This is a genomic window from Streptomyces sp. NPDC006332, from assembly GCF_040612855.1.
Lineage (GTDB): Bacteria > Actinomycetota > Actinomycetes > Streptomycetales > Streptomycetaceae > Streptomyces.
On the sequence record NZ_JBEXRA010000060.1, the window covers coordinates 1 to 22,523 of the forward strand.

Here is a 22,523-nt window from a genome sequence, read left to right on the forward strand (position 1 = left end):
GGACGTGTAGGACTCGCCGGTCTTGGCGGCGCGGGCACGCACCTGGCGCTTGAAGATCCGGCCGCGCTTGGAGGAACGCCGGGCCGGGTCGACGGACAGCCGCTTCAGCCGAAGGCCTTCACGGCCCACTCCCGGACGCACCCACCGATCGGACGTCGACAGCGGTGAGCGCCAATGCCAGCGGTCCCGGCGCGAGAAACGCGAGCGGGACCAGCATCCACGCGCACAGGGCGGCGGTCGCCACCGCGAGCAGCACCAGACCACAGCCGCCCGGATCCCGTACGACGTCCCTCGCCGCCCCGCGCACGGCGGCCGGCCAGTCGGTGAGCGACTCAGGGCGGGCGCAGGCCCTGAGGCCCACCACCAGGGCGCCGATGCCGATCGCGCCGGCCACCACCGCGAACAGCGCCGCCCCCGGCAGCCCGGCCCCGGCCAGCGCCAGGTCCGCGACACACAGCAGCGCACCCGCCAGGGCCACGGCGCCGGCCGCCAGATCGCCCACCCGCAGCCGACTCCGCAGGACCTCGACGTACCGCCCCGCGGTCGCGGGTCGCCCCTGCCGCACGCCCCGCAGCACCGCGCACGCGCTCGACAAGGCGGCCGGGGCGGTCAGCAGCGGCAGGCAGGCCACCGACGTGGCCAGGCCGACGCTCAGCACGTCGGCGAACAGGGTCATCCGGGGCCCGAACAGCTCACCCGGCTCACGTGTCCGCTCCGCGCTCATCCCTTGACTCCGGAGCTGGCCATGCCCTCCACCAGGAACCGCTGGAAGGCCAGGAAGAACAGCACGATCGGCAGCAGCGCGATCACCGACATCGCGAACATCGGGCCGAACGACGACTGGCTGGACGCGTCCACGAACGACCTCAGGGCGAGCGTGAGGGTGAACTTGTCCGGGTCGAAGAGATAGATCAGCTGGGTGAAGAAGTCGTTCCAGGTCCAGATGAAGGTGAAGATCGCCGTGGTGATCAACGCGGGCCGGGTGAGCGGCAGCACGACCTGGAAGAAGCTGCGGAACGGGCCGCACCCGTCGATACGGGCCGCCTCCTCCAGCTCACGCGGCAGACCACGCATGAACTGCACGATGAGGAAGACGAAGAACGCCTCGGTGGCGAGGAACTTCGGCAGGATCAGCGGCCAGTAGGTGTTCACCAGGCCGAGCTGGTTGAAGATGATGTACTGCGGGATCAGCACCACGTGATGCGGCAGCATGATCGTCGCGATCATGAAGGCGAACAGCGGGCCGCGGAAGCGGAAACGCAGCCGGGCGAAGGCGTAGGCGGCGAGCGAGCAGCTGAGCACGTTGCCGAGGACCGCGCCGCCCGCGATCAGCAGCGAGTTGGACAGCAGCCGCCAGATGGACACGTCGTTCACGCCGTCCATGGCCGTCTTGTAGTTCGACCACTCCAGGTGACTGGGCAGCAGGTCGAGACTGGCGATGACCTCGTCGGCCGGCTTGAGCGAGGTGGCGAGCAGCCAGGCCAGCGGGTAGAGCATGACCAGCAGCGCGGCCAGGCAGCCGAGGTGCAGGGCGACCCGTCCCCAGCGAACGGACTTGCGGGAGGCGGCAGTTGATACGGCGGTCATCGGTCCCCCTCGGACGCGTAGAAGACCCAGGAGCGCGAGGTGCGGAACAGGACCGCCGTGACGACACCGATGACGAGCAGCAGCACCCAGGCCATGGCGGAGGCGTAGCCCATGTGGGAGGCGACGAAGCCGCGGTCGTAGAGGTACATGGTGTAGACGAGGGTGGAGTCGGCGGGGCCGCCCTTGCCGGCGCTCACCGCGAACGCGGGCGTGAACACCTGGAAGGCCTGGATGGTCTGGAGCACCAGGTTGAAGAACAGCACCGGGGACAGCATCGGCACGGTCACGGACATGAACTGGCGCCATTTTCCGGCTCCGTCGACGGCTGCCGCCTCGTAGAGCTCGGCGGGTATCTGCTGCAGGCCCGCCAGGAAGATGACCATCGGGGCGCCGAACTGCCACACCGTCAGCAGCGCCACGGCCAGCAGCGCCCAGCCCGGCTTGTTCACCCAGCCGCCGGTGCCGAGCAGGTTGTCCACCGTGCCGCCGTCGTTGAAGACGGCCCGCCAGACCAGGGCGATGGACATGGAGGCGCCGAGCAGCGAGGGGGCGTAGAACGCGGACCGGTAGAAGCCCTTGCCGCGCTTCATCGACTTCAGGGCGAGGGCCACGACGAGGGCGAGCGCGAGTTGGAGGGGCACGGCGACGACGACGTATGTCAGGGTCGTCATGACCGACCGCCAGTAGCGCGGGTCCTCGGTGAACATCTGCGTGTAGTTGCGCAGGCCCACCCAGCGCGGAGGGTCGAACAGGTTGTAGTCGGTGAAGGACAGGTACAGCGACACGGCCATCGGCAGCAGGGTGAGGACGCTCGCGCCGAGGACCCATGGGGACAGGAACACCCAGGCGGCGCCCTCGCGTTCGCGTTTGGGGCGGCGCTTGGGGGCGGTGGCGGCCCGCTTCGATCGTGCGGGGGGCGCGGGTATGTCGGTGGTGGTCATGACCTCAGCTCCGCCTTCGCCTCGGTGACGTAGTTCTCCGCCGCCTCGCGGGGCGACATGCGCTCGTACGACACCTGGTCGTAGTCGCGCTGGAAGGTGGTCTGCAGGGCGTTGTCGCCGGAGGGCGGGGCCTGCGGCGGATCCTTGAGGGTGCCTTCGAGGGACGACTGGAAGTCGGCGACGGTCTTGTCGAAGTCCTTCAGCTGGGACGCGGTCTTGTCGCGGATGGTCTCGTTGACGGGGATGCCGCGGGTGGCGCCGAGGATCTTGGCGGCGTCCGGGTCGTTGAGGAGGAAGTCGACGAGCTGCGCCGACTCCTTCGGGTGGCCGGTGTCGGCGGAGACGCCGAGGAACATCGACGGCTTGAAGTACTGGCCGGGCGTGCCGTTCTCACCGGCCGGCATGGGCGCGAGGGCGATCCCGGTCGGGACGAGGGCGAGGTAACCGCTGGACGGGGCGTCCCAGTTGGTGTCCGCGATCGCCGTGCCCCGCCCGAGCGGGGTGTTCTCGACGGACCCGTCCAGCTGGGTGGTCTGCTCGGCGGGCGAGACGGCACCTTCGCGCCGGAGCCGGTCGGCGAAGGTCCACCACTTGGCCAGGTCGTCGGCGGTGAACCCGAGCCGGCCGTCCTTGGTGTAGAGGGCCTTGCCCCGGCCGCGCAGCCAGACCTCGAAGGCGTCCTCGCTCTGGCCCGGGTCGGTGGCTCCCGGCTTGCCCGTGCGCTTGGCCAGCGCGCGTACGGCCTGCGCCCAGTCGTCCCAGGTCCAGCCCTGGCGCGGGAGCGGAACGCCGGCCTTCTTCCACGCCCGCACGTCGTAGACGACGGTCTCGGTGCCGCGGCCCTGCGGGACGGCGTACTGGGTGCCGTCCACCCGGCCGGTGGCCAGCAGTCCCGGGTCGATCTCGGACGTGTGCAGAACGGACTTCTGTTTCGCCAGGTCGAGCAGCACGCCACCGGAGGCGTACTGGTCGATCTGGCGGTAGTCCAGCTGCATCACGTCGGGCGCGTCGCCCCCGGTGGCCTGCACCGCGAGCTTCTGCTTGTAGGCGTCGTAACCCGAGAACGACGTCTGCACCCGCACGTTCGGATGGCGCTTCTCGAACAGGGCGACGGCCTGCTGGGTGCGTTCCGCGCGGTCGGGGTTGCCCCACCACGTGTACCGCAGCGCGACCTTGCCGCCGCCGACCGACTCCCCGGATCCCCCGCATCCGGCCAGCACCGCACAGAGCGCGAGTGCGGCGGCCGATGCGCAGAACCCCTTTGTCCTGTGTCCGGGCATGCCGAGGTCACCTCATCTCTTCCTCGGACTTCTTCTGACGGCCCCCCACGCCCCCCTCAGCCCCCTCAGCCCCCGGGTTCTTGCTACTCGCCCTTCTTCATCCCTGTTCGCCCTGGTACGGCAGCGTGGTCCCCGGCAGCGCGTACTCGTCCCGTCGGCCGCACATCCCGAAGCCCCCCAGCCGGGTGGGCGCGGCCTCGTACGCGGTCGCCTCGCCGAGATAATCCGGCGCGTCGTCCGCCAGCGCGTCCAGCTGGGCGCCGGTGCGTTCGGCGGCGGCCAGCGCACCGGCCCGCCACAGTTCGCGCCAGGCCGGCACCTTGGCGCGCACCAACCGGGCGGCGGCGCGCTGGAAGTCGGCGTAGGGGCCGTTGTCGCCGGCGACGAGGGACTCCCGCAGGCCGAGGTAGCCCTCGACGGCGAGGTCCCGGCGGCGCCGGGCCGCCGCGGCGGTCTGAGGTCCGGTGCCGGGCGGGAGCGTGGCCGCCGCCGCGTACCTGTCCGGGTCCGCGAGCACCTCGGGCGGGAAGGTGAAGACGGCGTCGCCCGCCTCCGGCAGACCGCTGTTCTGCATCAGCACGGTGATCCGCAGGTCGCCGCCCTGCACCATGCGGTGCACGGTGCCCGGGGTGAACCAGGCGACCGATCCCGCCTCCAGGGGGATGTCCCGGTAGCCGTCGGGGCTCAGGGTCTGCACCGCGCCCCGGCCGCCGGTGACGACGTAGGCCTCCGTGCACACCAGGTGCAGGTGCGGGCTGCCGCCGCACACCCCGTCGGCCGCCTCCCAGTCGTAGGCGCTCAGGTGGGACAGGCCCACGGCGCCGGGCAGCGGGTGCGGGAGGGCCGGCTTCGCGGCCTCGGGCCCGCTCACCACGGCAGCCCCGCCAGGTACGTGCCGACGCGGTCGCCGTCCCAGGCGCCGTCCGCGACGATCACCCGGTAGCGGAAGGCGAAGGACTCGCCGGGCGGCAGCTCGAACTCCTCGAAGAACGCCCAGGAGAACGCCACCGTGGGGAAGGGCTCGGAGCGCACGAACCAGTGCGAGGCGTGGACGGCCGAGGTCTCGTCGAGGTTCTCGGGGGCGTGCGCGAAGACGAGGGTGGAGTGTCCGTCGGTCTCGTCGTGTTCGGTGGTGAAGGCGAGCCACGGGCCCTGGGAGCCCATCAGCTTGTCCGCGTCGGTGTCCGGGGCGAAGACCGTGCCGCCGGTGAAGTCGCGGGGTCCGCGCCACTGCAGGCCCGTGTAACCGGCCATCTCACGGCCGGCGGTGGTCGGGGAGCCGAAGACCAGCGGTTCGTCCCGCAGGTTCGTCAGCCGGATCGACCAGTCCAGCGCCCAGGCCCCGGCCTCCTCGTCCACCGAGTGGACGGCGAGCCCGCGCTCCTCGCGCGCCCACTGGGCGCCGCCGTTCTCCACCCAGGTGAGTTCCTCGGTGAAGGCCAGCCGGTCGTCGTCGACGGTGAACGCGGGGAAGCCGTCGTGACGCATCGAGCCGACGCGCTCCGGCAGGGGGAGATAACCCTCGCCGTGCACGTAGCAGTTGCCGCCCCAGAAGTTCTGCCCGGACAGATGGCTCGCGGTCATCTGCAGGCCCTTGTGCCAGCGGTGGTCGTTGGGGCGGTAGCCGGTCACCGTGCGCCCGGCGAGGGTGCGCACCGGGTGGGCGTAGGGCTTCTGGGACTCGAAGGCGTCGGGGTCGGGGCGGTAGACGTAGCGGAGGATCTCGGTGCCGTCCGCGGCCTCCACCGCGATGTGCTCGCCGTGGACATGGCTGACGCGGATGCTCATGCGCGCTCCTTGGGGGCCCAGTGGGGGTGGTCTCCGTGCATGGCGGGGTAGAACGGGTCGCCGGGGCCGATCTCACCCGCGTGCACCGGGTCGCCGGTGAAGGCCGCCTTGTAGAGGGCGGCGGCGAACTCGAGGGTGGCGCGGGCGTCGGCTCCGCTGGTCGGCGGCCTGACACCGTTGTCGTACGCGTCCAGGAGCGCACCGAGTTGTGCGGTGTGGGAGCTGGGCACGTCCTCGGCGGGGGCACTCCAGGCGGTGGCGCGCTCGGAGGGAACGTGCGGGGCCGGGGTGTAGACCCAGTCCTCGTTGCGGTGGCCGTAGAGGTGGGTGAGTTCGACGGTCGCGTCCGCGCAGTCGATGCGGATGCGGCTGACCTCGTCCGGGGAGAGCACGCTGTTGACGACGGTGGCGAGGGCGCCGTTCTCGAACCGGACCAGGGCGGTGGAGACGTCCTCGCTCTCGGTGTCGTGCACCAGGCGTGCCGCCATGGCCCGGATCTCCGTCCAGGGGCCGAGCAGGTGCAGCAGCAGGTCGTACTGGTGGATGCCGTGTCCCATCGTGGGGCCGCCGCCCTCGGTGGCCCACTTCCCGCGCCACGGCACCGCGTAGTAGGCGGCGTCCCGGTGCCAGGTGGTCTGGCAGTGCGCTACCCGGGGGGCGCCCAGCTCACCGCTCGTGATCAGTTCGCGGGCGTGCACGGCGCCCGAGCCGTAGCGGTGCTGGAAGACCACGGACGCGTACGCGCCCGACGCCTCCTCGGCCGCGGCGATCTCGTCGTACTCCGCGAGCGACAGGGTCAGCGGCTTCTCGCACAGCACCCAGGCGCCCGCCTTCAGCGCCGCCACCGTCTGCTCCCGGTGCAGGGACGGCGGCGTGCCGATGAGGACCAGGTCGGGGCGTACGGCCTCCAGCATCGCGTCCATGGAGGTGTGTCCGGCGACCTCGCCGCCCGCCAGTTCCCGGAACGCGTCGAGGCGGTCCTGGTCGACGTCGACGGCGGCGACCAGTTCCGTCCGGTCCGAGTGGGCTCTGAGCGCGGGCAGGTGGCTGCCGCTGACGATGGCACCAGTACCGACCACGGCAACGCGGCGACGGGCTGGGAGCGGGGGCATGCGGTACTCCTCGGGCAGCATCGAGGCAGACGCAGAAAGCGCTTGCTCCCAGGGAGCCTAGGGGTCGGGGAATGTCCGGACAACCCCCTGCGGTGATGTTGGAGCGGCTTTCACCACCACGACACTGCCCACCCACGGATCGCCGCCTTTCAGTGGGTGACCCGGATCTTGGACTGGCCGTGCGGGAGGTCCTCCCAGTCGTCCATGAAACGGGCCCGGAGGCCGTGCCGCTCGGCCAGGGCGAGGAGCGTCTCGGTGCGGTAGTAGAAGTCCTCACGCAGGACATGGTGTTCCTCGCCCTCCGTGCGGTCGAAGGTGAAGTCGAACCAGCCGCCCGGCGCGAGCACCCGGCCGACATGGGCCAGGCACTCCTCGATCACCGGGAGGGGCGAGTGCGAGAAGACGCTGTGTGCGTGCACGACGTCGAAGTGGGCGTCGGGCAGGAAGCCCAGGGTCAGGTCGCGTACCGGGGTCAGGGTGGGCAGTCGCTGTTGCAGACCCATCTCCACGATGGTGTCCTGCGCGGAGACCAGGATGTCGGGTGAGATGTCGATGCCGTGGTAGTGCCCGGCCTCCAGGTGCCGGATGAACCGCCAGCCTCCCCGCAGGTTGCCGCATCCGATCTCCAGCATGCGGTGCTCGGGGCGCAGACCGTGGCCGACCAGGTAGTCGAACTGCATCGCTCCCAGTGCCAGCCACCGCTCCCGGTTGCGGCTGCCGACCGCCGCGTCGGGGTCGGCCCGGGTGTCGGAGCGCATCACGGCCCGGTAGTAGGCGACGTGGTCGGTGTGACGCCGGCGCAGCCACATGTCCCGGGTGGCGCGGGCCAGATGGCGCGGGACGCGGTCGGGATGACGCAGGGCGTAGCCGATGCGGTGGCCGAGTGCGGCACGGTTGACGGTGAGGTTCTTGCCGGGCATGTGGGCTCTCCTGCTTCCGAGTTGCTGGGTGGTGCGGGCCGTGCCACCAGCCTCGGTGCGTGAGCGGGGTGTCCGGCTCGGTCGACAGGATCGGGTCCGGGCGCGGTTCGGAGGGTGCCCAGGTCAGCCGATCGGTTGATGCGGAGCCGCGCTCGGCGCGTTAGACACGGAGGGTGAACCACTCCGATCCCACCGCCCTGGATGATCTGACCGACCCGACCGATCCAGATGATCCGACCGATCCGGACGAGCGCTGGCTGGCCACGACCGTCGATGTCGCGTTCCTCCTGCTGCTCGGCTCCTCCGTCGTCCGTTTCCTTACCCGCGACCAGGGCGGGCCGGGCACCTGGTGGGTGGTGACGCTGTTCGCCGGCTTCGGTCTGCTGTACGTCCTCGGGCGCGTCCGGGCCCCGGCCCCCCGCCCCGGCCGCGCGCCCACTCCCCGCCATCTGGTCTGGCTGGGCTCGGTGGTCACGGTCTGGGTCGCCCTGCTGGTCCTCGCCCCGAGTGCCACCTGGTGTGCGATGCCGCTGCTGTTCGCAGGTCTGCACGCGCTGCCCCCACGGCTGGCCCTGCCGCTCGCAGGCCTGCTCACCGCACTGGTCGTCGTGTCCGAGGTGCGCGTGGCGGACGGCTCGCTGAATCCGAACATGGTCGTGGCGCCCCCGGCCGTCGCCGCGGTCGCCACCGCCGTACTGATCCATCTGCAACGCCAGGGAACCCGGCAGCGCGCCCTGATCGAGGACCTGGTCCGCACCCGCCACGACCTCGCGGCCACCGAGCGGCGAGCCGGTGTACTGGCGGAACGGCAGCGGCTGGCGACGGAGATCCACGACACGGTCGCGCAGGGTCTGTCCAGCCAGCGGATGCTGCTCCAAGCGGCCGAGCGGGTCTGGCTGACGGACCCGGACACGGCCCGCGCGCACCTTCGCGACGCCGCCGAGATCACCTCCCGCAGTCTCACGGAGGCCCGCCGGTTCGTGCACGACCTGGCGCCGGCCGACCTCGCCGAACACGCGCTCCCGGGCGCGCTCGCCCTGCTCGCGGAACGGGACCGCACCCCGGGCCTGGCCGTGGAGTTCCGACTCGACGGCGATCCGGGCCGACTGCCGGAGCGGGTCGAGGCGGCACTCCTGCGCATCGCCCAGGGAGCGCTCGCGAACGTACGCGAGCACGCGGCGGCGACCCGGGCCGCGGTGACCCTGACCTGCTTGGACGACCAGGTCTCCCTCGACATCGCGGACAACGGCCGCGGCTTCGACGTGGAGCGCCCGCGCACCGCGTCCTCCCCGCACGATCCCTCCGCCCCGGAGGCGGCCCGGGAACGGGGGCACGGGTTGCCGGCCATGCGTATCCGGGCCAGGCAGGCGGGCGGCACGCTCACCGTGGAGTCCCTCCCCGGCGAGGGCACGGTCGTGTCGGTGGCCGTCCCCCTGGCACCCTTGGCCTTGCCGCACCCCTCCGCCCCAGGCAAGGAGCCCGTTCTGTGAGTACGCCGGTGCCCGCACCGCCCGTCCGGTTGCTGCTGTGCGACGACCACGCCGTGGTACGGGCCGGACTGCGCGCCCTGCTCTCCAGCGCCGAGGGCATCGACGTGGTCGGTGAGGCGGCCACCGGTGAGGAGGCGCTCGCCATGGCCGCCCGGCTGCGCCCCGACGTCGTTCTGATGGACCTCCAGCTCGACGGCGGCATGGACGGCGTGACGGCCACCCGGCGTCTGACCGGTGACGGCACGACCGGCCCCCGGGTCCTCGTACTGACCATGTTCGACACCGACGCGGACGTCACCCGAGCCATCGAGGCCGGCGCCACCGGCTATCTGCTCAAGGCCGAACAACCCGAGGAACTGTTCACCGCGATCCGTGACGCCGCCTCCGGCCGCGCCGCCCTCTCCTCCCCCGTCGCCGACCGGCTGCTGACCCGCCTGCGCAGCCCGCGCCCCACCCTGTCCCCGCGCGAACGGGAGATCCTCGAACAGCTCGCCCGCGGACTGGGCAACCGGGAGATCGCCCGGGCCCTGTTCATCAGCGAGGCGACGGTGAAGACCCATCTCGGCCGCATCTACGACAAGTTGGGCGTGGAGACCCGGGCCGGCGCGGTGGCCGTCGCCAAGGAGAAGCGACTGCTGGCCTGACGACTCCCGCTGCGGCCGGAGCCGTCGGGACGACGTCGGTCATTCCCCGCGGTGCTGGAAGACACCGGTGATTCCCCGCGGTTACGAGGACCCTACCTGCGTCGATGTTCCACGGCCGGAGGGACGATGCCCGAACCGGTGTCCTGAAGGCTGGCATGCGACTCGCTCGTCGCCAGTCCCCGGATCCCCTTGCGGAAGTCGATCGGGGAACGACCCGTGCGGTGCACGAAGTACTTGCTGAACTGGGAGGCCGTGACGAAGCCCAGATGTTCGGAGATCTGCGCGGCACTCTCGTCGCCGTGCGCCAGCAGACGCTTCGCCTCCAGCACGACCCGGCGGTCGATGAACTCCTTCGCGCTGAGCCCGGCGTTGGCCAAAGTCGCCCGGGCGAGGGTACGGCCCGAGTAGCCGAGCATGCGGGCGTACTCCTCCACTCGTCGGGTGGCGGTGAAGTGCCGTTCGACCGCGTCACGGAACCGCAGGTAGGTCTCGTCCGGCTCCGGAGCGGGGCTGCCGACCGGGACGGTGAGGTGGGCCAGTCGCAGCAGAAGGACGGCGAGGAGGTGGCGCAGGGCCGCGATGTGCGCTTCGAGCGGTAGGTGACCGAGCGCCTGGAACTCGCGGCTCAGGTGTTCCGCGGCCATGGTCACCGCCTCGGCGTCCTCGGCGACGGGGGTGGTGACGACGGGTGCGTGCGGGTCGTCGACACGGGCGGCCGTCGCCGTGGCCGCGTCCAGCACGTCCTGCTGGAAGAGGATCAGAGTGCCGTCTGCCTTGGTCAGGTCTCCCCACTGATGTACCTGTCCCGGGCGCACCCACAGCCAGGAGCCCGGTCGCAGGGCGTAGCCGTCGAAGTCGACGATGTGCCAGAGGTCGCCCGCGGTGAGCGTGAGCAGGTGATGGAAGTCGGGGCGCTGGGGCCGGGCCAGGGCGCACCCGGAGACGCGCCGCCGTAGCTCCGCCAGCGACATGACCTCGACACCGGCGGGCGTGCCCGCGGGCGCGGAGAACGGGATCTCCGGGATCTCGCGCGGGGCATCATGTCGGTTTTTGGCCATCATCAGTCGGAAGTTTATCCGGCTTCCTCCCCGCGCTCTCCGTACGTTGGTCGTGCCGCCGCGGGAACGGAACGTCTCTCCGGCGGAAACCGGAAAGGACGGCGCGCTGCGACGACGGGAGAGGCGGACACCGCCACCGGCTGGGCGGACCGCTGACCCGTGTCGAGGAACTGACCACGGCCTTCGACGAGTACATCAAGCAGGTGTCCGTGGCACCGGAAGGGATCCGTGTGTCGTGAACACCGTGCACCATGCTTCCGCGCCGACGGCGAACAATGCGCCCGCCTCGACCGCGGCCGACGCTCCCGACCCGACCGCGACCGATGCTCCCGTCTCGACCGCACCGGCCCGCGAGACCGTCCGCGCCTGGCTGAAAGAGGCCGACCGGGTCCTGATCGCGGCCGGAGCGGGCCTGAGCGCGGCTGCCGGCTACGACTACGGCGACACCGAACGCTTCAGGGAACTGCTCCCGGCGCTGTACCGGCTCGGCCTGCGTTCGCGTTACCTGCTCGGTGTGCCGCTGCCGAAGGACATGATGTGGGGCTACTGGGCCGTCCACATCGACGACGTCCGCTACGGCACCGAGCCCAACCCCCTTTACCGCACGCTGAGGGAGCTGGTCGGCGAGCGCGATCACTGGGTGATGACGTCCAACGTCGACGCCCTCTTCGCCCGCAACGGCTTCGCGGCGGACCGGGTCTTCACTCCGCAGGGCGACTACGGCCGCCTCCAGTGCACGGTCCCGTGCTCCCGCGAGACGTGGTCCAGCAGGCCGTTCCTCGACACGATCCTCGCCGCGTACGACCGGGACACCGGCCGGGTGACCGACCCGCGGGCCCTGCCGCGCTGCCCCAACTGCGGTGCCGACGTCTTCCCCAACGTCCGTGTCGGCCCGGAGTTCGTCGACGACTCGTACATGCCCGCGGGGCGGCGGCTGGCCCGGTGGCTCGACGACGCGCCCACCGACAGCACCTTGCTCGTGGTGGAGATCGGCGCCGGTTTCAACACCCCCGGCGTGATCCGCCGGCCCATGGAGAACCTGGTGCGCCAGACCCCTCGGGCCCGCCTCGTCCGGATCAACCCCGACCATCCCGACGTCCCCGCGGACCTCGGCGATCGAGCACTGTCCGTCCCCCTCGGAGCGGACCGGCTGCTCGGCGGGCTCGATTCCTGACGTGTGGCGGCAGCGCTCCCTCGTCACCACAGAAAGAGAAGGCACGTCATGTCCGAGACATCCGCGGTGTCCCTCCCCACGATCGCTGTCACCGGCTCCACCGGCCGGCTCGGCGGGCGCGTCGCACGGCGACTGGCCGAGCGGGGCGTTCCGCAGAAACTGCTGGTCCGCGACCCTGAACGCGCCCCACGGCTCGCCGGGACACTGGCGGTGCGAGGTGACTACGCCGACCAGGACGCCGTGCGGGAGGCCCTCGCCGGCACCCGCACCGTCTTCATGGTCTCCGCGTCCGAGAGCGCCGACCGGCTCGCCCAGCACAAGACGTTCGTGGACGCCGTCGTCGCGGCGGGTGTCCGGCACCTGGTGTACGTCTCCTTCTACGGGGCCGCACCCGACGCGACCTTCACCCTGGCACGCGACCACTTCCACACCGAGCAGCACATCCGCGCGAGCGGCCTGGCGTACACGTTCCTCCGGGACAACTTCTACGCGGAGTTCGTTCCCGACCTCGTGGGTGAGGACGGCGTCATCCGCGGTCCGGCCGGGCAGGGACGCGCCGCGTTCGTCGGTCAGGACGACATCGCCGACGCGGCCGCCGCGGTGCTGTTCCGGCCGGACGATCACGCGGGCGTGGCCTACGACCTGACCGGGCCCGAGGCCCTCACGCTGGACGAAGCCGCAGCGATCCTGTCCGCGCGACTCGGCCGCACGATCACCTACCAGCAGGAGACGGTCGAGGCGGCCTACGCCTCCCGTTCCTCCTACGGGGCTCCGCGGTGGCAGTTGGATGCCTGGGTGTCCACCTACACGGCCATCGCGTCCGGCGAACTCGACGGTGTCAGCGACGCCGTGCCCCGCCTCACCGGCCACCCGGCCACACCCCTGGCCGACATCGTCCGCCCCAGGAAGGACTGACGAAGCATGCCGCATTTTGACCATCCTAAGTCGCCATCTGTGCCGGTTCATCCAGGACCGTCGGCATAGTTTGAACACATCATCACTCGACCGCCGGTCCACCCCGGGGCAGGTCCCGAGCAAGGAAAGACCCTCATGAGCAACGCGAAGAACACCGTCCTCCAGGCCGCCGCCGAACTGTTCGGTGACAAGGACACGGCCGCGGTGGACCGCTGGCTGGCCGCCGACTACAAGCAGCACAGCGCCCTCGTCGCCGACGGGCCGGAGGCCTTCCGCGGGCTCGTCGCCAGTCTGGGCGCGGACTTCCGCTACGACGGCGCCCGGGTCATCGCCGACGGCGACCTGGTCGCGCTGCACGGCACGTACCACGGCTTCGGTCCGGACCCGCTCGTCGGGTTCGACATCTTCCGGGTCGACGCCGACGGCAAGCTGGCCGAGCACTGGGACGCCCTGACCCCGCTGGTCAAGGACACCGTCTCCGGCCGCTCCCAGACGGACGGTCCCGCCGCGGTCACCGAGACCGACAAGACCGACGCCAACCGGGCCATGGTGGCCGAGTTCGCCGAGAAGGTCTTCGTCGGCGCCGACTACTCGGTGCTCACCGACTACATCTCCACCGAGACCTACCACCAGCACAACACCGATGCCGCCGACGGTCTCGACGGCTTCGGGGCGGCCGCCGCCAAGTGGGCCGAGCAGGGCAGGAACCTCGTCTACAAGAAGGTCCACAAGGTCATCGCCGAGGGCGAGTTCGTGCTGACGCAGTCCGAGGGCGAGTTCGGCGTGCCCGTCGCCTACTACGACCTCTTCCGCGTCGCAGACGGCAGGATCGTCGAGCACTGGGACGTCGTCGCGCCCGTCCCGGCCGAACTGCCGCACGGCAACGGCCTGTTCTGATCGGCCCGCCGCCAGGATCACACCCGATGTGAGCCACCCGTCGACGGCCCGGTTCCGCGCACCGCCGTGCGGATGCCGGGCCCTCGGCACACCTCGTCCACCCGCCTCACCCGGAGCCTTCGATGATTCCGAGCCGCGCCGAGCCCGATGCCTTCGCCGGGACTCGGACACAGCCCTCCGCCCTGCCTCTGTCCGCTTACCGGTCATCCGTCGTCCTCGACGAGCCCTTCCGCACGACGGCGGCCCCCGCCCCGACCGGGAGGCTGGACGCACATGTGCGCTCGGCACTGCGCCTACTCAGCGCCGATCCGGCCGTATCCCGGCTCGGACTGCGGTCCGACTCACTGAGGAGCCTCGCCGACGCCGATTCCCCTAGCGGCGCCACAACGGCTCGCAGCCTGCTGCGCGCCCTGTTGACCGTCCGTGACCCCGGTCCGCTGCCGCAAGGCGTGGACCAGGAGTTGGACGCGCTGCTCGGCGCCGAGCGGCAGCTGCGGCCCACCGTCTCGGCGCTTGAACTGCCCACGGTCGAAGAGGAGTTCCAGGGCACCACCTTCCGGGCCGCGTCCGAGGCCGTGCTGTGGCGGGGAGACATCACCACGCTGGCCGCGGACGCCGTGGTCAACGCCGCCAACAGTCAACTGCTCGGCTGCTTCCGCCCTCAGCACCCCTGTATCGACAACGCCCTCCACAACGCCGCCGGGCCGCGCATGCGCGACGACTGCCACACGATCATCACGGCGCAGCAAGCCCCCGAACCCACCGGTACGGCCAAGATCACCCGGGGTTACCACCTGCCGGCCCGGTACGTCCTGCACACCGTCGGCCCCGTCGTGCAGGGTCGCCCGCATGCACGTGACGCGCAGGAGCTCGCCTCGTCCTACCGGGCATGTCTGGACGTCGCCGCCGAGGTGGAGACCGTCCGCACCCTCGCCTTCTGCGCCGTGAGCACCGGCGTCTTCGGCTATCCCAAGGAGGAGGCCGCACCGGTCGCGCTGGACACCGTCGCGGACTGGATCACGGCGCATCCCGGCCGTTTCGACCGCGTGGTGTTCACCGTGTTCGAGGACGATGACGAACGGGCCTACCGGCACGCCCTCGGCATGGGCGCCCGCCCCTGAGACACAGCACGACAGCGGTCACCCCGGCCAGGGTCCACCGGCTGCGCTCACTCGGCAAGGAGCCGCCGCAGCCAGTTCAGGCGTGCGTCCAGAGCCGCGCGGGCGAGGGCCGCCTGCGGGGCGAAGCCCTCGAAACCGTGGAAGCCACCCGGCCACACATGCAGCTCCGCCACTCCCCCGGCCTGCCAGATACGGGAGGCGTACGCGACGACTTCGTCCCGGAAGGTCTCCGCCGAGCCGACGTCGAGATAGGCAGCAGGCAGCCCGGACAGATCCTCGGCGCGGGCGGGTGCCGCGTAGGGGGACACGTCCGGGCCACCTCGCCGGCTGCCCAACAGCGCGGTCCAGCCGGCCTCGTTGGCCGTACGGTCCCAGACGCCGAGATCCTGCATCTGGTGGGCGGACGGTGCGTCGTTGCGGTCGTCCAGCATCGGGCCCATGAGCAACTGTCCGACGGGCCGCGGCCCCTTGCGATCCCTGAGCAGCAGCGTGAGCGCGGCGGCGAGACCACCGCCCGCGCTGACTCCCGCGATGACGATCCGCTCGGAGTCACCGCCGATCTCCCGCGCGTGATCGGCCGTCCACGACAGGCCGGCGTACACGTCCTCGACCGGCGCGGGGTGCGGGTGTTCCGGCGCGAGCCGGTACTCGACGGACACCACCACCGCGTTCAGCTCCCGCGCCCAGTCCACGATCATGTCCACACCGGCCCGGTTGTTCCCCATCATCATGCCGCCGCCGTGGACGTGGTAGATCACGGGCCGCGGGCCGCTGGATGCCGAGGGGCGGCAGATCAGGAGCGCGACGCCGGGGCCGCCGTCAGGCCCTGGCACGACCCGGTCCTCGACCTCGAAAAACCCCTGGCGGCCCAGGTGTTCGTCGTCCAGGACCGCGGCGTCCAGCATCTGGCGCGCGGCCGCGATGCCCTCCGGAGTGAGGTCCGGCAGGGTGCTGCCCTCGGCTGCCATCACCTGCAGGACTGCGTCGAGTTCGGCGTCGAAGGGGGGCGGTTTCGGTTGCACGGTGTCCTCACATGGTTGCTTCATGGTGAGCGGCGGCAGGACGATGTCGTCGACGAGGTGGTGCCCGTACGTCCCGTCGGTGTGCGGCTGCCGGACGCCGGCTCAGCCGGCCGGTCCACCTGCCGTCGTCCCGCCCGCCGGACCGGGACGGAGCATGGCCTGGTAGAGGGCATCATGCTCGGGCGAGGCGGGCAGGGTGCCGCGGGCCGGGGCCGCGAGGGACTGGATCAGCAGGGCGACGACGCGTCGCCAGGCGTCGGGAGCCGCGTCGCCCGTGGCGTTGACGACGCCGGCGTTGGCCATGTGGATCAGCACCAGGTCCGAGGGGTCGAAGTCCTCACGCAGGCGGCCGGTGGCCTTGGCGCGTCCGATGAGTTCGAGCATGCCCGCATAGGCGTCGTTGCGGCGGCGTTCCAGGGCCTTGGCGGCGGGAAACGTCGTGGTCAGTACGTCGGCGAAGCCGTAGTCGGCGGCCTGCATCGCGCAGACGGTCTCGACGTAGCCGACGAAGCCCTGCCAGGGGTCGGGGTCGTCGAGGGCCGTGGTGACCGCGTCGGCGTAGGCGTCCATGCGGTCGATGAAGACGGCGTCGACCAGTTCCGCCTTGGTGGGGAAGCGCCGGAACATCGTCGCGATCCCCACCCCCGCCTCGCGGGCCACCGACGCCATGGAGGCATTCAGCCCGTCCCGCGCGAAGACCGTGCGCGCGGCGGCGATGATCCGCTCCCGGTTGCGCTCGGCGTCACTGCGCAGAGGCTGGGCGGCAGGGGCGTCGGGTTGCTGGTCACCAGGCGTCATACCGGGGAGTCTAGCAACCGGATTGCCCTATCCAGTTTTGCTGGTACGGTTGGCGAAGGAAACCGGAAAGACTTATCCGGATCTAGAAACGGATAGGCCTTTCCAGGTACTCCCCGCTTCCTTCGTCTGCCTTTCGGAAAGGACCCGTCGTGACCAGCATCGCCATCATCGGGGCCGGCCCTCAGCTCGGCCTGGCCATCGCCCGCACCTTCGGCTCTCAGGGCTTCGACGTCGCCCTGATCTCCCGCAACCGCGAGAAGCTCGACAGCCTCGTGGGCAAGCTCACCGCGGAGGACATCACCGCCGCCGCGTTCCCCGCGGACGTCATCGACCGTGAGGCGCTCGGCCAGGCACTCCAGGACGCCGCCGCGAGGTTCGGCGGCATCGACGTCCTGGAGTACTCCCCGGTGGGGACGCTCGGCTCCACCGTTCTGACCACCCCCGCCGAGACCGAACCGGCCCATCTCCAGCACGAGATCGACCAGCTCTACGGCGCCGTCACCGCCACCCGGGCAGTGCTGCCCGCGATGCGGGAGGCCGGCTCGGGCACGCTGCTCTACACCACCGGCGCGGGCTCCATCGACCCCGTGCCGCAGGTCGGCAACGTGAACGCCGCCGCGGCGGCGCTGCGCAACTGGGCGATCAACCTGCACAAGGAACTGGACGGCACCGGCGTCCAGGCCGCCCACGTCGGCATCGACGTCTCCATCGGCACCCCGGCCGTTCCCGGTTTCCCGACGGCCCAGCCCGAGGAGATCTCCCCCGTCTACTGGCAGCTGCACACCACCGAGCGGGACCGGGCCGAACTCGTCTTCAGCCTCTGAGAGCAGGCCCGGGCCCGCACTGCTTGGCGGCAGCCAAGGGCTTCCGCCTCCTCCAGGTCACTTTTGGCGTGGGGCACTCACCGGCAGGTCCTGCTTCAACTCGCCGAAGAGTTTCCGCGCGCGGACCGTGTCCCACTGCACGGCGGTGCCCTTGGAGGTGGTGACGTTCGGGTCGGCGACGGGGACGTTGAGCTGACGACCACCGCCGCCGGCGACGCCCCGCATGGCCTGGAACAGCGACATGAGCCGGGGCAGGTCGGTCGCCCTGTCGACGACGAGCGTGTCGAGGCCCGCGGTGACCGCCGGTACCGACTTGGCCGGGTCCAGGAGCGTGCCCGTGGTGGTCGCCTTGGCGGCGAGCGCGGTCAGGAACTTCTGCTGGTTCTGGGTACGGCCCAGGTCGCCCTGGGCCTCCTGCTTGCGCTGCCGGACGAACGCGAGCGCCTCGGAGCCGTCGAGGGTCTGGCAGCCCCGGGGCAGGTTCGCCCCCGAGGACTTGTCCTTGATGGGCCGGTCCAGACACATGTCCACGCCGCCGACCGCGTCCACCACCCCCACGAACCCGGCGAACCCGATCTCGGCGTAGTGGTCGACGTGCAGTCCGGTGTTGCGCTCCACGGTCCGTACGAGCAACTCGGGCCCGCCCAGCGAGAACGCCGCGTTCAGCTTGTTCGGCGCGGCGCGGTAGCTTCTGCCGGTGCCGGGATCGACGTACGGCGGGAGGGTCACCCACGAGTCGCGGGGGAGGCTCATCATCGTGGTGCCGCTCGCGCCGGTGTGCAGCAGGATCATGGAGTCGGTCCGACGGCCCTCCGCCGAGCCGGTGTTCAGGTCCTTGCGGTCCTGCTCGGACAGACCCTCACGGCTGTCGGAGCCGACGACGAGGTAATTGGTGCCCTTGCCGGGGGCCGCGCGGTCGGTGAGCGCGCCCAGGTCCACCTCCTGGTCGAGCCGGGTGTCGGCCCACATGTACGTTCCGGCGCAGGCGGCGAGCAGACCGCAGAGCAGGACGACCGTCGCCCGCACCGCCCGGCGGCGCCCGGAGCGGCGGGCTCTGGGCATTCTGCTTCCCCGCTCCGGTTGATCGCGGGTGCCCGCCCCGCCGGTACGGCCCGGCGGGGCGGGCGAGGGCATGCCGGGCAGCGGTGCGGTACGCGTCGAGGGCGGGGGCGCGTACGGCAGCACCCGGCCCGTGTTGACGCGTACCGGCCCGGTCAGGCCAGCGATCGCGCCGTCGAGCGGGTCGTCGTCACCCGCCCGGTGGTCGGTCCAGTCGTCCATCGGCGTGTCCAGTCGTTCGGAGCGTCGGGATCACCTCGTCTCCCTCGGAGCGTCGGGATCACCTCGTCGGCACGCTCTTGTACGGCGCGGGGCCTCCGATCTGTTCAGCCGCCGTGCCGGAACGCTTCATCCGCTGCCACTTCAGCCGGCTGCCGAGGAGCAGGGCGACCACGGACTGGAAGACCACCAGATACATCAGCTGCCGGTAGACGAAGATCTGCAGCGGCATCGACCACAGTGTCCGCCTGCGCTCGCCGTCCAGTCTCAACGCGTAAGCCGCGCAGACCAGTTGGACGCCGAGGAAGGCGAACCAGACGCCGGCCGACCGCAGCGGGTCGAGGAACAGCACGCCGTACAGGGCGTAGACGTCGATGACCGGTGCGAGCAGCGGCAGGACGACCTGGAAGAGCGCGAGGTAGGTCAGGCCGCGACGGCCGAAGCGTCCGGCCGTGCCCACACCCAGGACGGCGCCCCGGTGCTTGCCCATCGCCTGGATGGTCCCGTAGCACCAGCGGTAGCGCTGGCGCCACAACTGCCGCAGTGAGGTGGGCACTTCGGTCCAGGCGACGGCGGACTCCTCGTAGAGCACCCGCCAGCCCGCCCGCCACAGGGCCATCGTGAGGTCGGTGTCCTCGGCGAGGGTGTCCTCGCTGATCCCGCCGACACCCATCAGCGCGTCCCTGCGGAAGGCCCCGATGGCGCCGGGAACGGTCGTCATGCACTCCAGCACCTCGAACATCCGCCGGTCGAGGTTGAAGCCGAAGCAGTACTCCAGATGCTGCCACTTCGCGAGCAGCCCGCTCCGGTTGCCGACCTTGGTGTTGCCGCTGACCGCGCCGACGGCGGGATGGGCCAGCGGCTGCACCAGCCGGTGCACGGCGTCGGGCTCGAAGACGGTGTCGGCGTCGACCATGACCACGATGTCGTGCCGGGTGTGCGCCAGACCGGTGTTGAGCGCCGCGGCCTTGCCCCCATTGGGCGTCCGGATCACCTCCACCCGCGGGTCGCCGATCCCCGCGGCGATCTCGGCCGTACGGTCAGTCGAGCCGTCGTCGATCACGAGGATCTGCAGGTCACGGTGGGTGGATCCGAGGAGCGAGAGCACCGTCGAGGCGATGCCGGCCTCCTCGTTGTACGCGGGGACCAGCACCGTCACCGGTTCGATCACCTCCCACATCCACGGCGCGCCGGGTGTGAAGCGCTCCAGTCGGCGGACGTGGGCGCGGGCGAACAGCACCAGCAGGGCCAGGCGCAGGACGCCGAGCGCGCCCGCGATCCCGAGGACCCACGTCATGGCCTGCGAGAAGGCGCGCCCGAGGCCGGTGCCCCAGATCAGGGCGGTGCCCTGCCAGCGGGCGAGGGCCGACACCGGGGTGTACGGGGTGAGGTCGAGTCCGTCGGTCACGGTGGTGAAACGGTCGACGCTGCGGTCGGCGAGGAGTTTTCGGGTCTCCCGGTAGGCGGTCTGGGTCTGGCTGAACTGCCGGACCAGTCCCTGCGCCGGCTTGCGGGCGGCCTTGTCGGCGGTGACCAGGACATAGCCGCGGGCGGTGGCCTGTCGGGCCGCCTGCCACTCCCGGCCGCACAGGGTGTCCGGGGAGGTGGTGCGCGGCATCCGCAGCAGCGTGGTGTGCAGGTTCGCGGTGCCCGCCAACGCGGCCTGGGTCAGGTCGAGTTCGGTGGCGAAGCGGGCGGGTGAGGCCTCGCCGAGGACGGCGCCGGTGTAGGTGTTCGAGCCGATCTCGTGGCCCTCGGCGCGGATGCGCCGGACCAGATCCGGATGGCGGGCCGCCTGGGCACCGTAGAGGAAGAAGGTGGCGTGCGCGCGATGGCGGCGCAGCAGGTCGAGCAGGCGCGGGGTCCACACCGGGTCGGGGCCGCCGTCGAAGGTGAGGGCGACGGTGCGGGCGGGCATGGACGCGGTCTGTATCCCGTCACGGTTGATCCCGATCACCGGGCCGTTTCCGGCGGTGACCGCGTCCGGCGCGGGTGAGGTGCAGGGGGAACGCGTCTTCGCGGCGTCGACCTCGTGGTCGGTCCAGCCCTCGAAGAGCAGGGCCGCGAACATCGCGGGGAGGACGAGGATCAGTAACAGCCAGTGGGCGCGCGGGTCGCGGGACTGCTTGTGCCGGGCCCTCACGGAATATCGGCCCCCTTCCCGGGAGACGCCCCGTGCAGGGCCCGGGTGCCGTGCAGCAGCAGGGCGTTTCTCCTTCCTCCTGGAGCGCCCGAACACGGGAGGAGGGGGGAGGTGGTCTTCCACTTGCACTGCCTGAGCGGGCTGTTGTTGCGCATGGGGCGCGAGTGTAGCCACGGCACTGTCCGCGTGTGGCGTGATCGGCGAGGCTCACAGCAGACCCGGATCACCCGTTGCGGCAGACACCTTGACAGCGTGCGTACTGTTTCGCGACGTTTGATCTCGCCGAACAGTTCGGCCTTTCCGGGGGGAGCGGTCGCGCATGCGGACCATGAGCAGACTGGACATCACCGTCCACAGAACCGGTGAACTCGACGCCTCGCTGCGCGGGGCCTGGCACCGGGCCATGGACGAGTCTCCGGAGTACGCGAACCCGTTCCTCGCGCCGGAGTTCGCGATCGGGGTCGGCAGACATCGGGGCGGGGCCCGGGTGGCGGTCCTGCGTGAGGGCGGCGAGGCGGTGGGCTTCCTGCCGTTCGAGCGGGGTGCCCTGGGGGTGGGCCGGGCCATCGCACTGGGGCTCTCCGACTGCCAGGCCCTGGTGCACCGTCCAGGGGTCACCTGGGACTCCGACGACCTGCTGCGCGCCTGCGGGCTGTCCATCTTCGAGTTCGACCATCTCGTCGAGGAGCAGAAACCGTTCGGCCGACATGTCACGGGGACGTTCGCGTCGCCGGTGATCGACCTGAAGCCGGGTGACGGCGACTACCCGGCGTGGCTGCGGGGCACCTACCCCGGACTGGCCAAGACCACGTTGAAGAAGGAGCGCCGACTGGGCCGTGACGTGGGCGAGGTGCGGTTCGTCTACGACGAACGCGACCCGGCGGCACTGCGGACGCTGATGCGATGGAAGTCCGCCCAGTACCGCAGGACGGGACGGATGGACCGCTTCGCCCGGCCGTGGATCGTCGATCTGACGAACCATCTGTTCCATGTCCGCGAGGAGCACTTCACCGGTGTGCTGTCCGTGCTGTACGCCGGTGACCGGCCGGTGGCCGCCCACTTCGGCCCGACGTCGAGCACGGTGTTCGCGGCCTGGTTCACCGCGTACGACCCCGAACTGCGGTACTACTCACCCGGATTGATCATGCACCTGCGGCTGGCCGAGGCGGCGGCCCGGCACGGTGTGCGGCTGATGGACATGGGGCGCGGCGAGAAGGAGTACAAGGAGTGGCTCAAGACCCGCGACCTGCGGGTGGGTGAGGGGTTCGCGAGCCGCCGCCATCCGGTGGCGGCGGCGCACCGGCTGTGGCGCAGGCCGGTGCGGGGCCTGCGGAACACGGTGCTGGCCCATCCCGCGCTGCGCGACCCGGCCGACCGGCTGCTGCGGACGGTCGGCACCTTGCGTTCGTCGAGCGGGCCCGGCTCCGCGCGGACCCAATCCCCGACCGGTGAGCGTTGACGCCGACCGACTGTGACATGTGCCATGCCTTCATCCGGAGAGGTTTGAGACATCCCGAGTCGGTCAAGCGCT

The 22,523-nt window shown here is 71.2% G+C and carries 21 protein-coding genes; 8 read left to right on the forward strand and 13 right to left on the reverse strand.

Annotated elements, in window-relative coordinates:
* Positions 1 to 118: 118 nt before the first annotated feature.
* The 8 genes from ABZ027_RS36180 to ABZ027_RS36215 all read right to left on the reverse strand — a co-directional run bounded on the left by ABZ027_RS36180 (position 119) and on the right by ABZ027_RS36215 (position 7,628).
* Positions 119 to 724, reverse strand: coding sequence for a hypothetical protein (locus ABZ027_RS36180; protein ID WP_356775981.1), 606 nt, complete (start codon positions 722 to 724; stop codon positions 119 to 121).
* The gene (locus tag ABZ027_RS36185; protein WP_356775983.1) at positions 721 to 1,587 is read right to left on the reverse strand and encodes a carbohydrate ABC transporter permease; all 867 of its coding nucleotides are present in this window, start codon (positions 1,585 to 1,587) and stop codon (positions 721 to 723) included. Before ABZ027_RS36185 ends, ABZ027_RS36180 begins: the two co-directional genes overlap by 4 nt.
* Positions 1,584 to 2,528, reverse strand: a complete 945-nt coding sequence (locus ABZ027_RS36190) for a sugar ABC transporter permease (RefSeq protein ID WP_356775986.1) — start codon at positions 2,526 to 2,528, stop codon at positions 1,584 to 1,586. The genes ABZ027_RS36185 and ABZ027_RS36190 overlap by 4 nt, the downstream gene beginning before the upstream one ends.
* Entirely contained in the window at positions 2,525 to 3,808 is a 1,284-nt protein-coding gene (locus tag ABZ027_RS36195; protein ID WP_356775988.1) for an ABC transporter substrate-binding protein, read from the reverse strand. Before ABZ027_RS36195 ends, ABZ027_RS36190 begins: the two co-directional genes overlap by 4 nt.
* Positions 3,809 to 3,905: 97 nt before the next feature.
* Complete coding sequence (locus ABZ027_RS36200; protein ID WP_356775990.1) at positions 3,906 to 4,679, reverse strand: cupin; 774 nt, start codon at positions 4,677 to 4,679, stop codon at positions 3,906 to 3,908.
* Entirely contained in the window at positions 4,676 to 5,596 is a 921-nt protein-coding gene (locus tag ABZ027_RS36205) for a PmoA family protein (RefSeq protein ID WP_356775992.1), read from the reverse strand. Before ABZ027_RS36205 ends, ABZ027_RS36200 begins: the two co-directional genes overlap by 4 nt.
* On the reverse strand, positions 5,593 to 6,708 hold the full coding sequence (locus tag ABZ027_RS36210; protein WP_356775994.1) for a Gfo/Idh/MocA family oxidoreductase: 1,116 nt from the start codon (positions 6,706 to 6,708) through the stop codon (positions 5,593 to 5,595). Before ABZ027_RS36210 ends, ABZ027_RS36205 begins: the two co-directional genes overlap by 4 nt.
* Positions 6,709 to 6,857: 149 nt before the next feature.
* Positions 6,858 to 7,628, reverse strand: a complete 771-nt coding sequence (locus tag ABZ027_RS36215; RefSeq protein ID WP_356775996.1) for a class I SAM-dependent methyltransferase — start codon at positions 7,626 to 7,628, stop codon at positions 6,858 to 6,860.
* A gap of 257 nt (positions 7,629 to 7,885) precedes the next feature.
* Here ABZ027_RS36215 and ABZ027_RS36220 point away from each other — a divergent pair, with 257 nt between their 5' ends.
* Together ABZ027_RS36220 and ABZ027_RS36225 are read left to right on the forward strand one after the other, a co-directional pair.
* On the forward strand, positions 7,886 to 9,118 hold the full coding sequence (locus ABZ027_RS36220; RefSeq protein ID WP_356776050.1) for a sensor histidine kinase: 1,233 nt from the start codon (positions 7,886 to 7,888) through the stop codon (positions 9,116 to 9,118).
* The gene (locus ABZ027_RS36225) at positions 9,115 to 9,762 is read left to right on the forward strand and encodes a response regulator transcription factor (RefSeq protein WP_356775998.1); all 648 of its coding nucleotides are present in this window, start codon (positions 9,115 to 9,117) and stop codon (positions 9,760 to 9,762) included. Before ABZ027_RS36220 ends, ABZ027_RS36225 begins: the two co-directional genes overlap by 4 nt.
* A gap of 92 nt (positions 9,763 to 9,854) precedes the next feature.
* Here ABZ027_RS36225 and ABZ027_RS36230 read toward each other — a convergent pair whose 3' ends face one another.
* Complete coding sequence (locus ABZ027_RS36230) at positions 9,855 to 10,823, reverse strand: AraC family transcriptional regulator (protein ID WP_356776000.1); 969 nt, start codon at positions 10,821 to 10,823, stop codon at positions 9,855 to 9,857.
* Between the two features lie 232 nt (positions 10,824 to 11,055).
* Here ABZ027_RS36230 and ABZ027_RS36235 point away from each other — a divergent pair, with 232 nt between their 5' ends.
* The 4 genes from ABZ027_RS36235 (at position 11,056) to ABZ027_RS36250 (ending at position 14,927) form a co-directional block, all read left to right on the forward strand.
* On the forward strand, positions 11,056 to 11,994 hold the full coding sequence (locus ABZ027_RS36235; RefSeq protein WP_356776002.1) for an NAD-dependent protein deacetylase of SIR2 family: 939 nt from the start codon (positions 11,056 to 11,058) through the stop codon (positions 11,992 to 11,994).
* A gap of 48 nt (positions 11,995 to 12,042) precedes the next feature.
* The gene (locus ABZ027_RS36240) at positions 12,043 to 12,909 is read left to right on the forward strand and encodes an SDR family oxidoreductase (RefSeq protein ID WP_356776004.1); all 867 of its coding nucleotides are present in this window, start codon (positions 12,043 to 12,045) and stop codon (positions 12,907 to 12,909) included.
* A 135-nt stretch (positions 12,910 to 13,044) separates the two neighbouring features.
* Positions 13,045 to 13,806, forward strand: a complete 762-nt coding sequence (locus ABZ027_RS36245) for a nuclear transport factor 2 family protein (RefSeq protein WP_356776006.1) — start codon at positions 13,045 to 13,047, stop codon at positions 13,804 to 13,806.
* A gap of 122 nt (positions 13,807 to 13,928) precedes the next feature.
* Entirely contained in the window at positions 13,929 to 14,927 is a 999-nt protein-coding gene (locus tag ABZ027_RS36250; RefSeq protein ID WP_356776008.1) for a protein-ADP-ribose hydrolase, read from the forward strand.
* A 47-nt stretch (positions 14,928 to 14,974) separates the two neighbouring features.
* On the opposite strand, the gene ABZ027_RS36255 is transcribed toward ABZ027_RS36250, so the two are convergent.
* Both ABZ027_RS36255 and ABZ027_RS36260 read right to left on the reverse strand, forming a co-directional pair.
* Positions 14,975 to 15,949 (reverse strand): alpha/beta hydrolase, encoded by a 975-nt coding sequence (locus tag ABZ027_RS36255; protein ID WP_356776010.1) that lies wholly within the window; start codon positions 15,947 to 15,949, stop codon positions 14,975 to 14,977.
* Positions 15,950 to 16,051: 102 nt separating this feature from the next.
* A complete protein-coding gene (locus ABZ027_RS36260) occupies positions 16,052 to 16,747 on the reverse strand; it encodes a helix-turn-helix domain-containing protein (protein ID WP_356776012.1) in 696 nt (231 codons plus the stop codon).
* Between the two features lie 149 nt (positions 16,748 to 16,896).
* On the opposite strand from ABZ027_RS36260, the gene ABZ027_RS36265 reads away from it, so the two are divergent.
* Entirely contained in the window at positions 16,897 to 17,571 is a 675-nt protein-coding gene (locus tag ABZ027_RS36265; protein ID WP_356776014.1) for an SDR family NAD(P)-dependent oxidoreductase, read from the forward strand.
* 57 nt (positions 17,572 to 17,628) lie between these two features.
* On the opposite strand, the gene ABZ027_RS36270 is transcribed toward ABZ027_RS36265, so the two are convergent.
* Both ABZ027_RS36270 and ABZ027_RS36275 read right to left on the reverse strand, forming a co-directional pair.
* The gene (locus tag ABZ027_RS36270; protein WP_356776016.1) at positions 17,629 to 18,852 is read right to left on the reverse strand and encodes an LCP family protein; all 1,224 of its coding nucleotides are present in this window, start codon (positions 18,850 to 18,852) and stop codon (positions 17,629 to 17,631) included.
* Positions 18,853 to 18,910: 58 nt separating this feature from the next.
* Positions 18,911 to 20,920, reverse strand: a complete 2,010-nt coding sequence (locus tag ABZ027_RS36275) for a bifunctional polysaccharide deacetylase/glycosyltransferase family 2 protein (protein ID WP_356776052.1) — start codon at positions 20,918 to 20,920, stop codon at positions 18,911 to 18,913.
* Positions 20,921 to 21,311: 391 nt separating this feature from the next.
* Between ABZ027_RS36275 and ABZ027_RS36280 the strand changes: the two genes are divergently transcribed.
* On the forward strand, positions 21,312 to 22,451 hold the full coding sequence (locus ABZ027_RS36280; protein WP_356776018.1) for a GNAT family N-acetyltransferase: 1,140 nt from the start codon (positions 21,312 to 21,314) through the stop codon (positions 22,449 to 22,451).
* Positions 22,452 to 22,523: the final 72 nt, after the last annotated feature.

Excerpts from the sequence above, each read along its gene's own strand:
- ABZ027_RS36275 (WP_356776052.1), bottom strand. The coding sequence starts at position 20,920 with ATGTTCGCGGCCCTGCTCTTCGAGGGCTGGACCGACCACGAGGTCGAC.
- ABZ027_RS36230 (WP_356776000.1), bottom strand. The coding sequence starts at position 10,823 with ATGATGGCCAAAAACCGACATGATGCCCCGCGCGAGATCCCGGAGATC.
- ABZ027_RS36270 (WP_356776016.1), bottom strand. The coding sequence starts at position 18,852 with ATGGACGACTGGACCGACCACCGGGCGGGTGACGACGACCCGCTCGAC.
- ABZ027_RS36250 (WP_356776008.1), top strand. The coding sequence starts at position 13,929 with ATGATTCCGAGCCGCGCCGAGCCCGATGCCTTCGCCGGGACTCGGACA.
- ABZ027_RS36210 (WP_356775994.1), bottom strand. The coding sequence starts at position 6,708 with ATGCCCCCGCTCCCAGCCCGTCGCCGCGTTGCCGTGGTCGGTACTGGT.
- ABZ027_RS36205 (WP_356775992.1), bottom strand. The coding sequence starts at position 5,596 with ATGAGCATCCGCGTCAGCCATGTCCACGGCGAGCACATCGCGGTGGAG.
- ABZ027_RS36185 (WP_356775983.1), bottom strand. The coding sequence starts at position 1,587 with ATGACCGCCGTATCAACTGCCGCCTCCCGCAAGTCCGTTCGCTGGGGA.
- ABZ027_RS36180 (WP_356775981.1), bottom strand. The coding sequence starts at position 724 with ATGAGCGCGGAGCGGACACGTGAGCCGGGTGAGCTGTTCGGGCCCCGG.
- ABZ027_RS36245 (WP_356776006.1), top strand. The coding sequence starts at position 13,045 with ATGAGCAACGCGAAGAACACCGTCCTCCAGGCCGCCGCCGAACTGTTC.
- ABZ027_RS36195 (WP_356775988.1), bottom strand. The coding sequence starts at position 3,808 with ATGCCCGGACACAGGACAAAGGGGTTCTGCGCATCGGCCGCCGCACTC.
- ABZ027_RS36260 (WP_356776012.1), bottom strand. The coding sequence starts at position 16,747 with ATGACGCCTGGTGACCAGCAACCCGACGCCCCTGCCGCCCAGCCTCTG.
- ABZ027_RS36280 (WP_356776018.1), top strand. The coding sequence starts at position 21,312 with ATGCGGACCATGAGCAGACTGGACATCACCGTCCACAGAACCGGTGAA.
- ABZ027_RS36215 (WP_356775996.1), bottom strand. The coding sequence starts at position 7,628 with ATGCCCGGCAAGAACCTCACCGTCAACCGTGCCGCACTCGGCCACCGC.
- ABZ027_RS36240 (WP_356776004.1), top strand. The coding sequence starts at position 12,043 with ATGTCCGAGACATCCGCGGTGTCCCTCCCCACGATCGCTGTCACCGGC.
- ABZ027_RS36190 (WP_356775986.1), bottom strand. The coding sequence starts at position 2,528 with ATGACCACCACCGACATACCCGCGCCCCCCGCACGATCGAAGCGGGCC.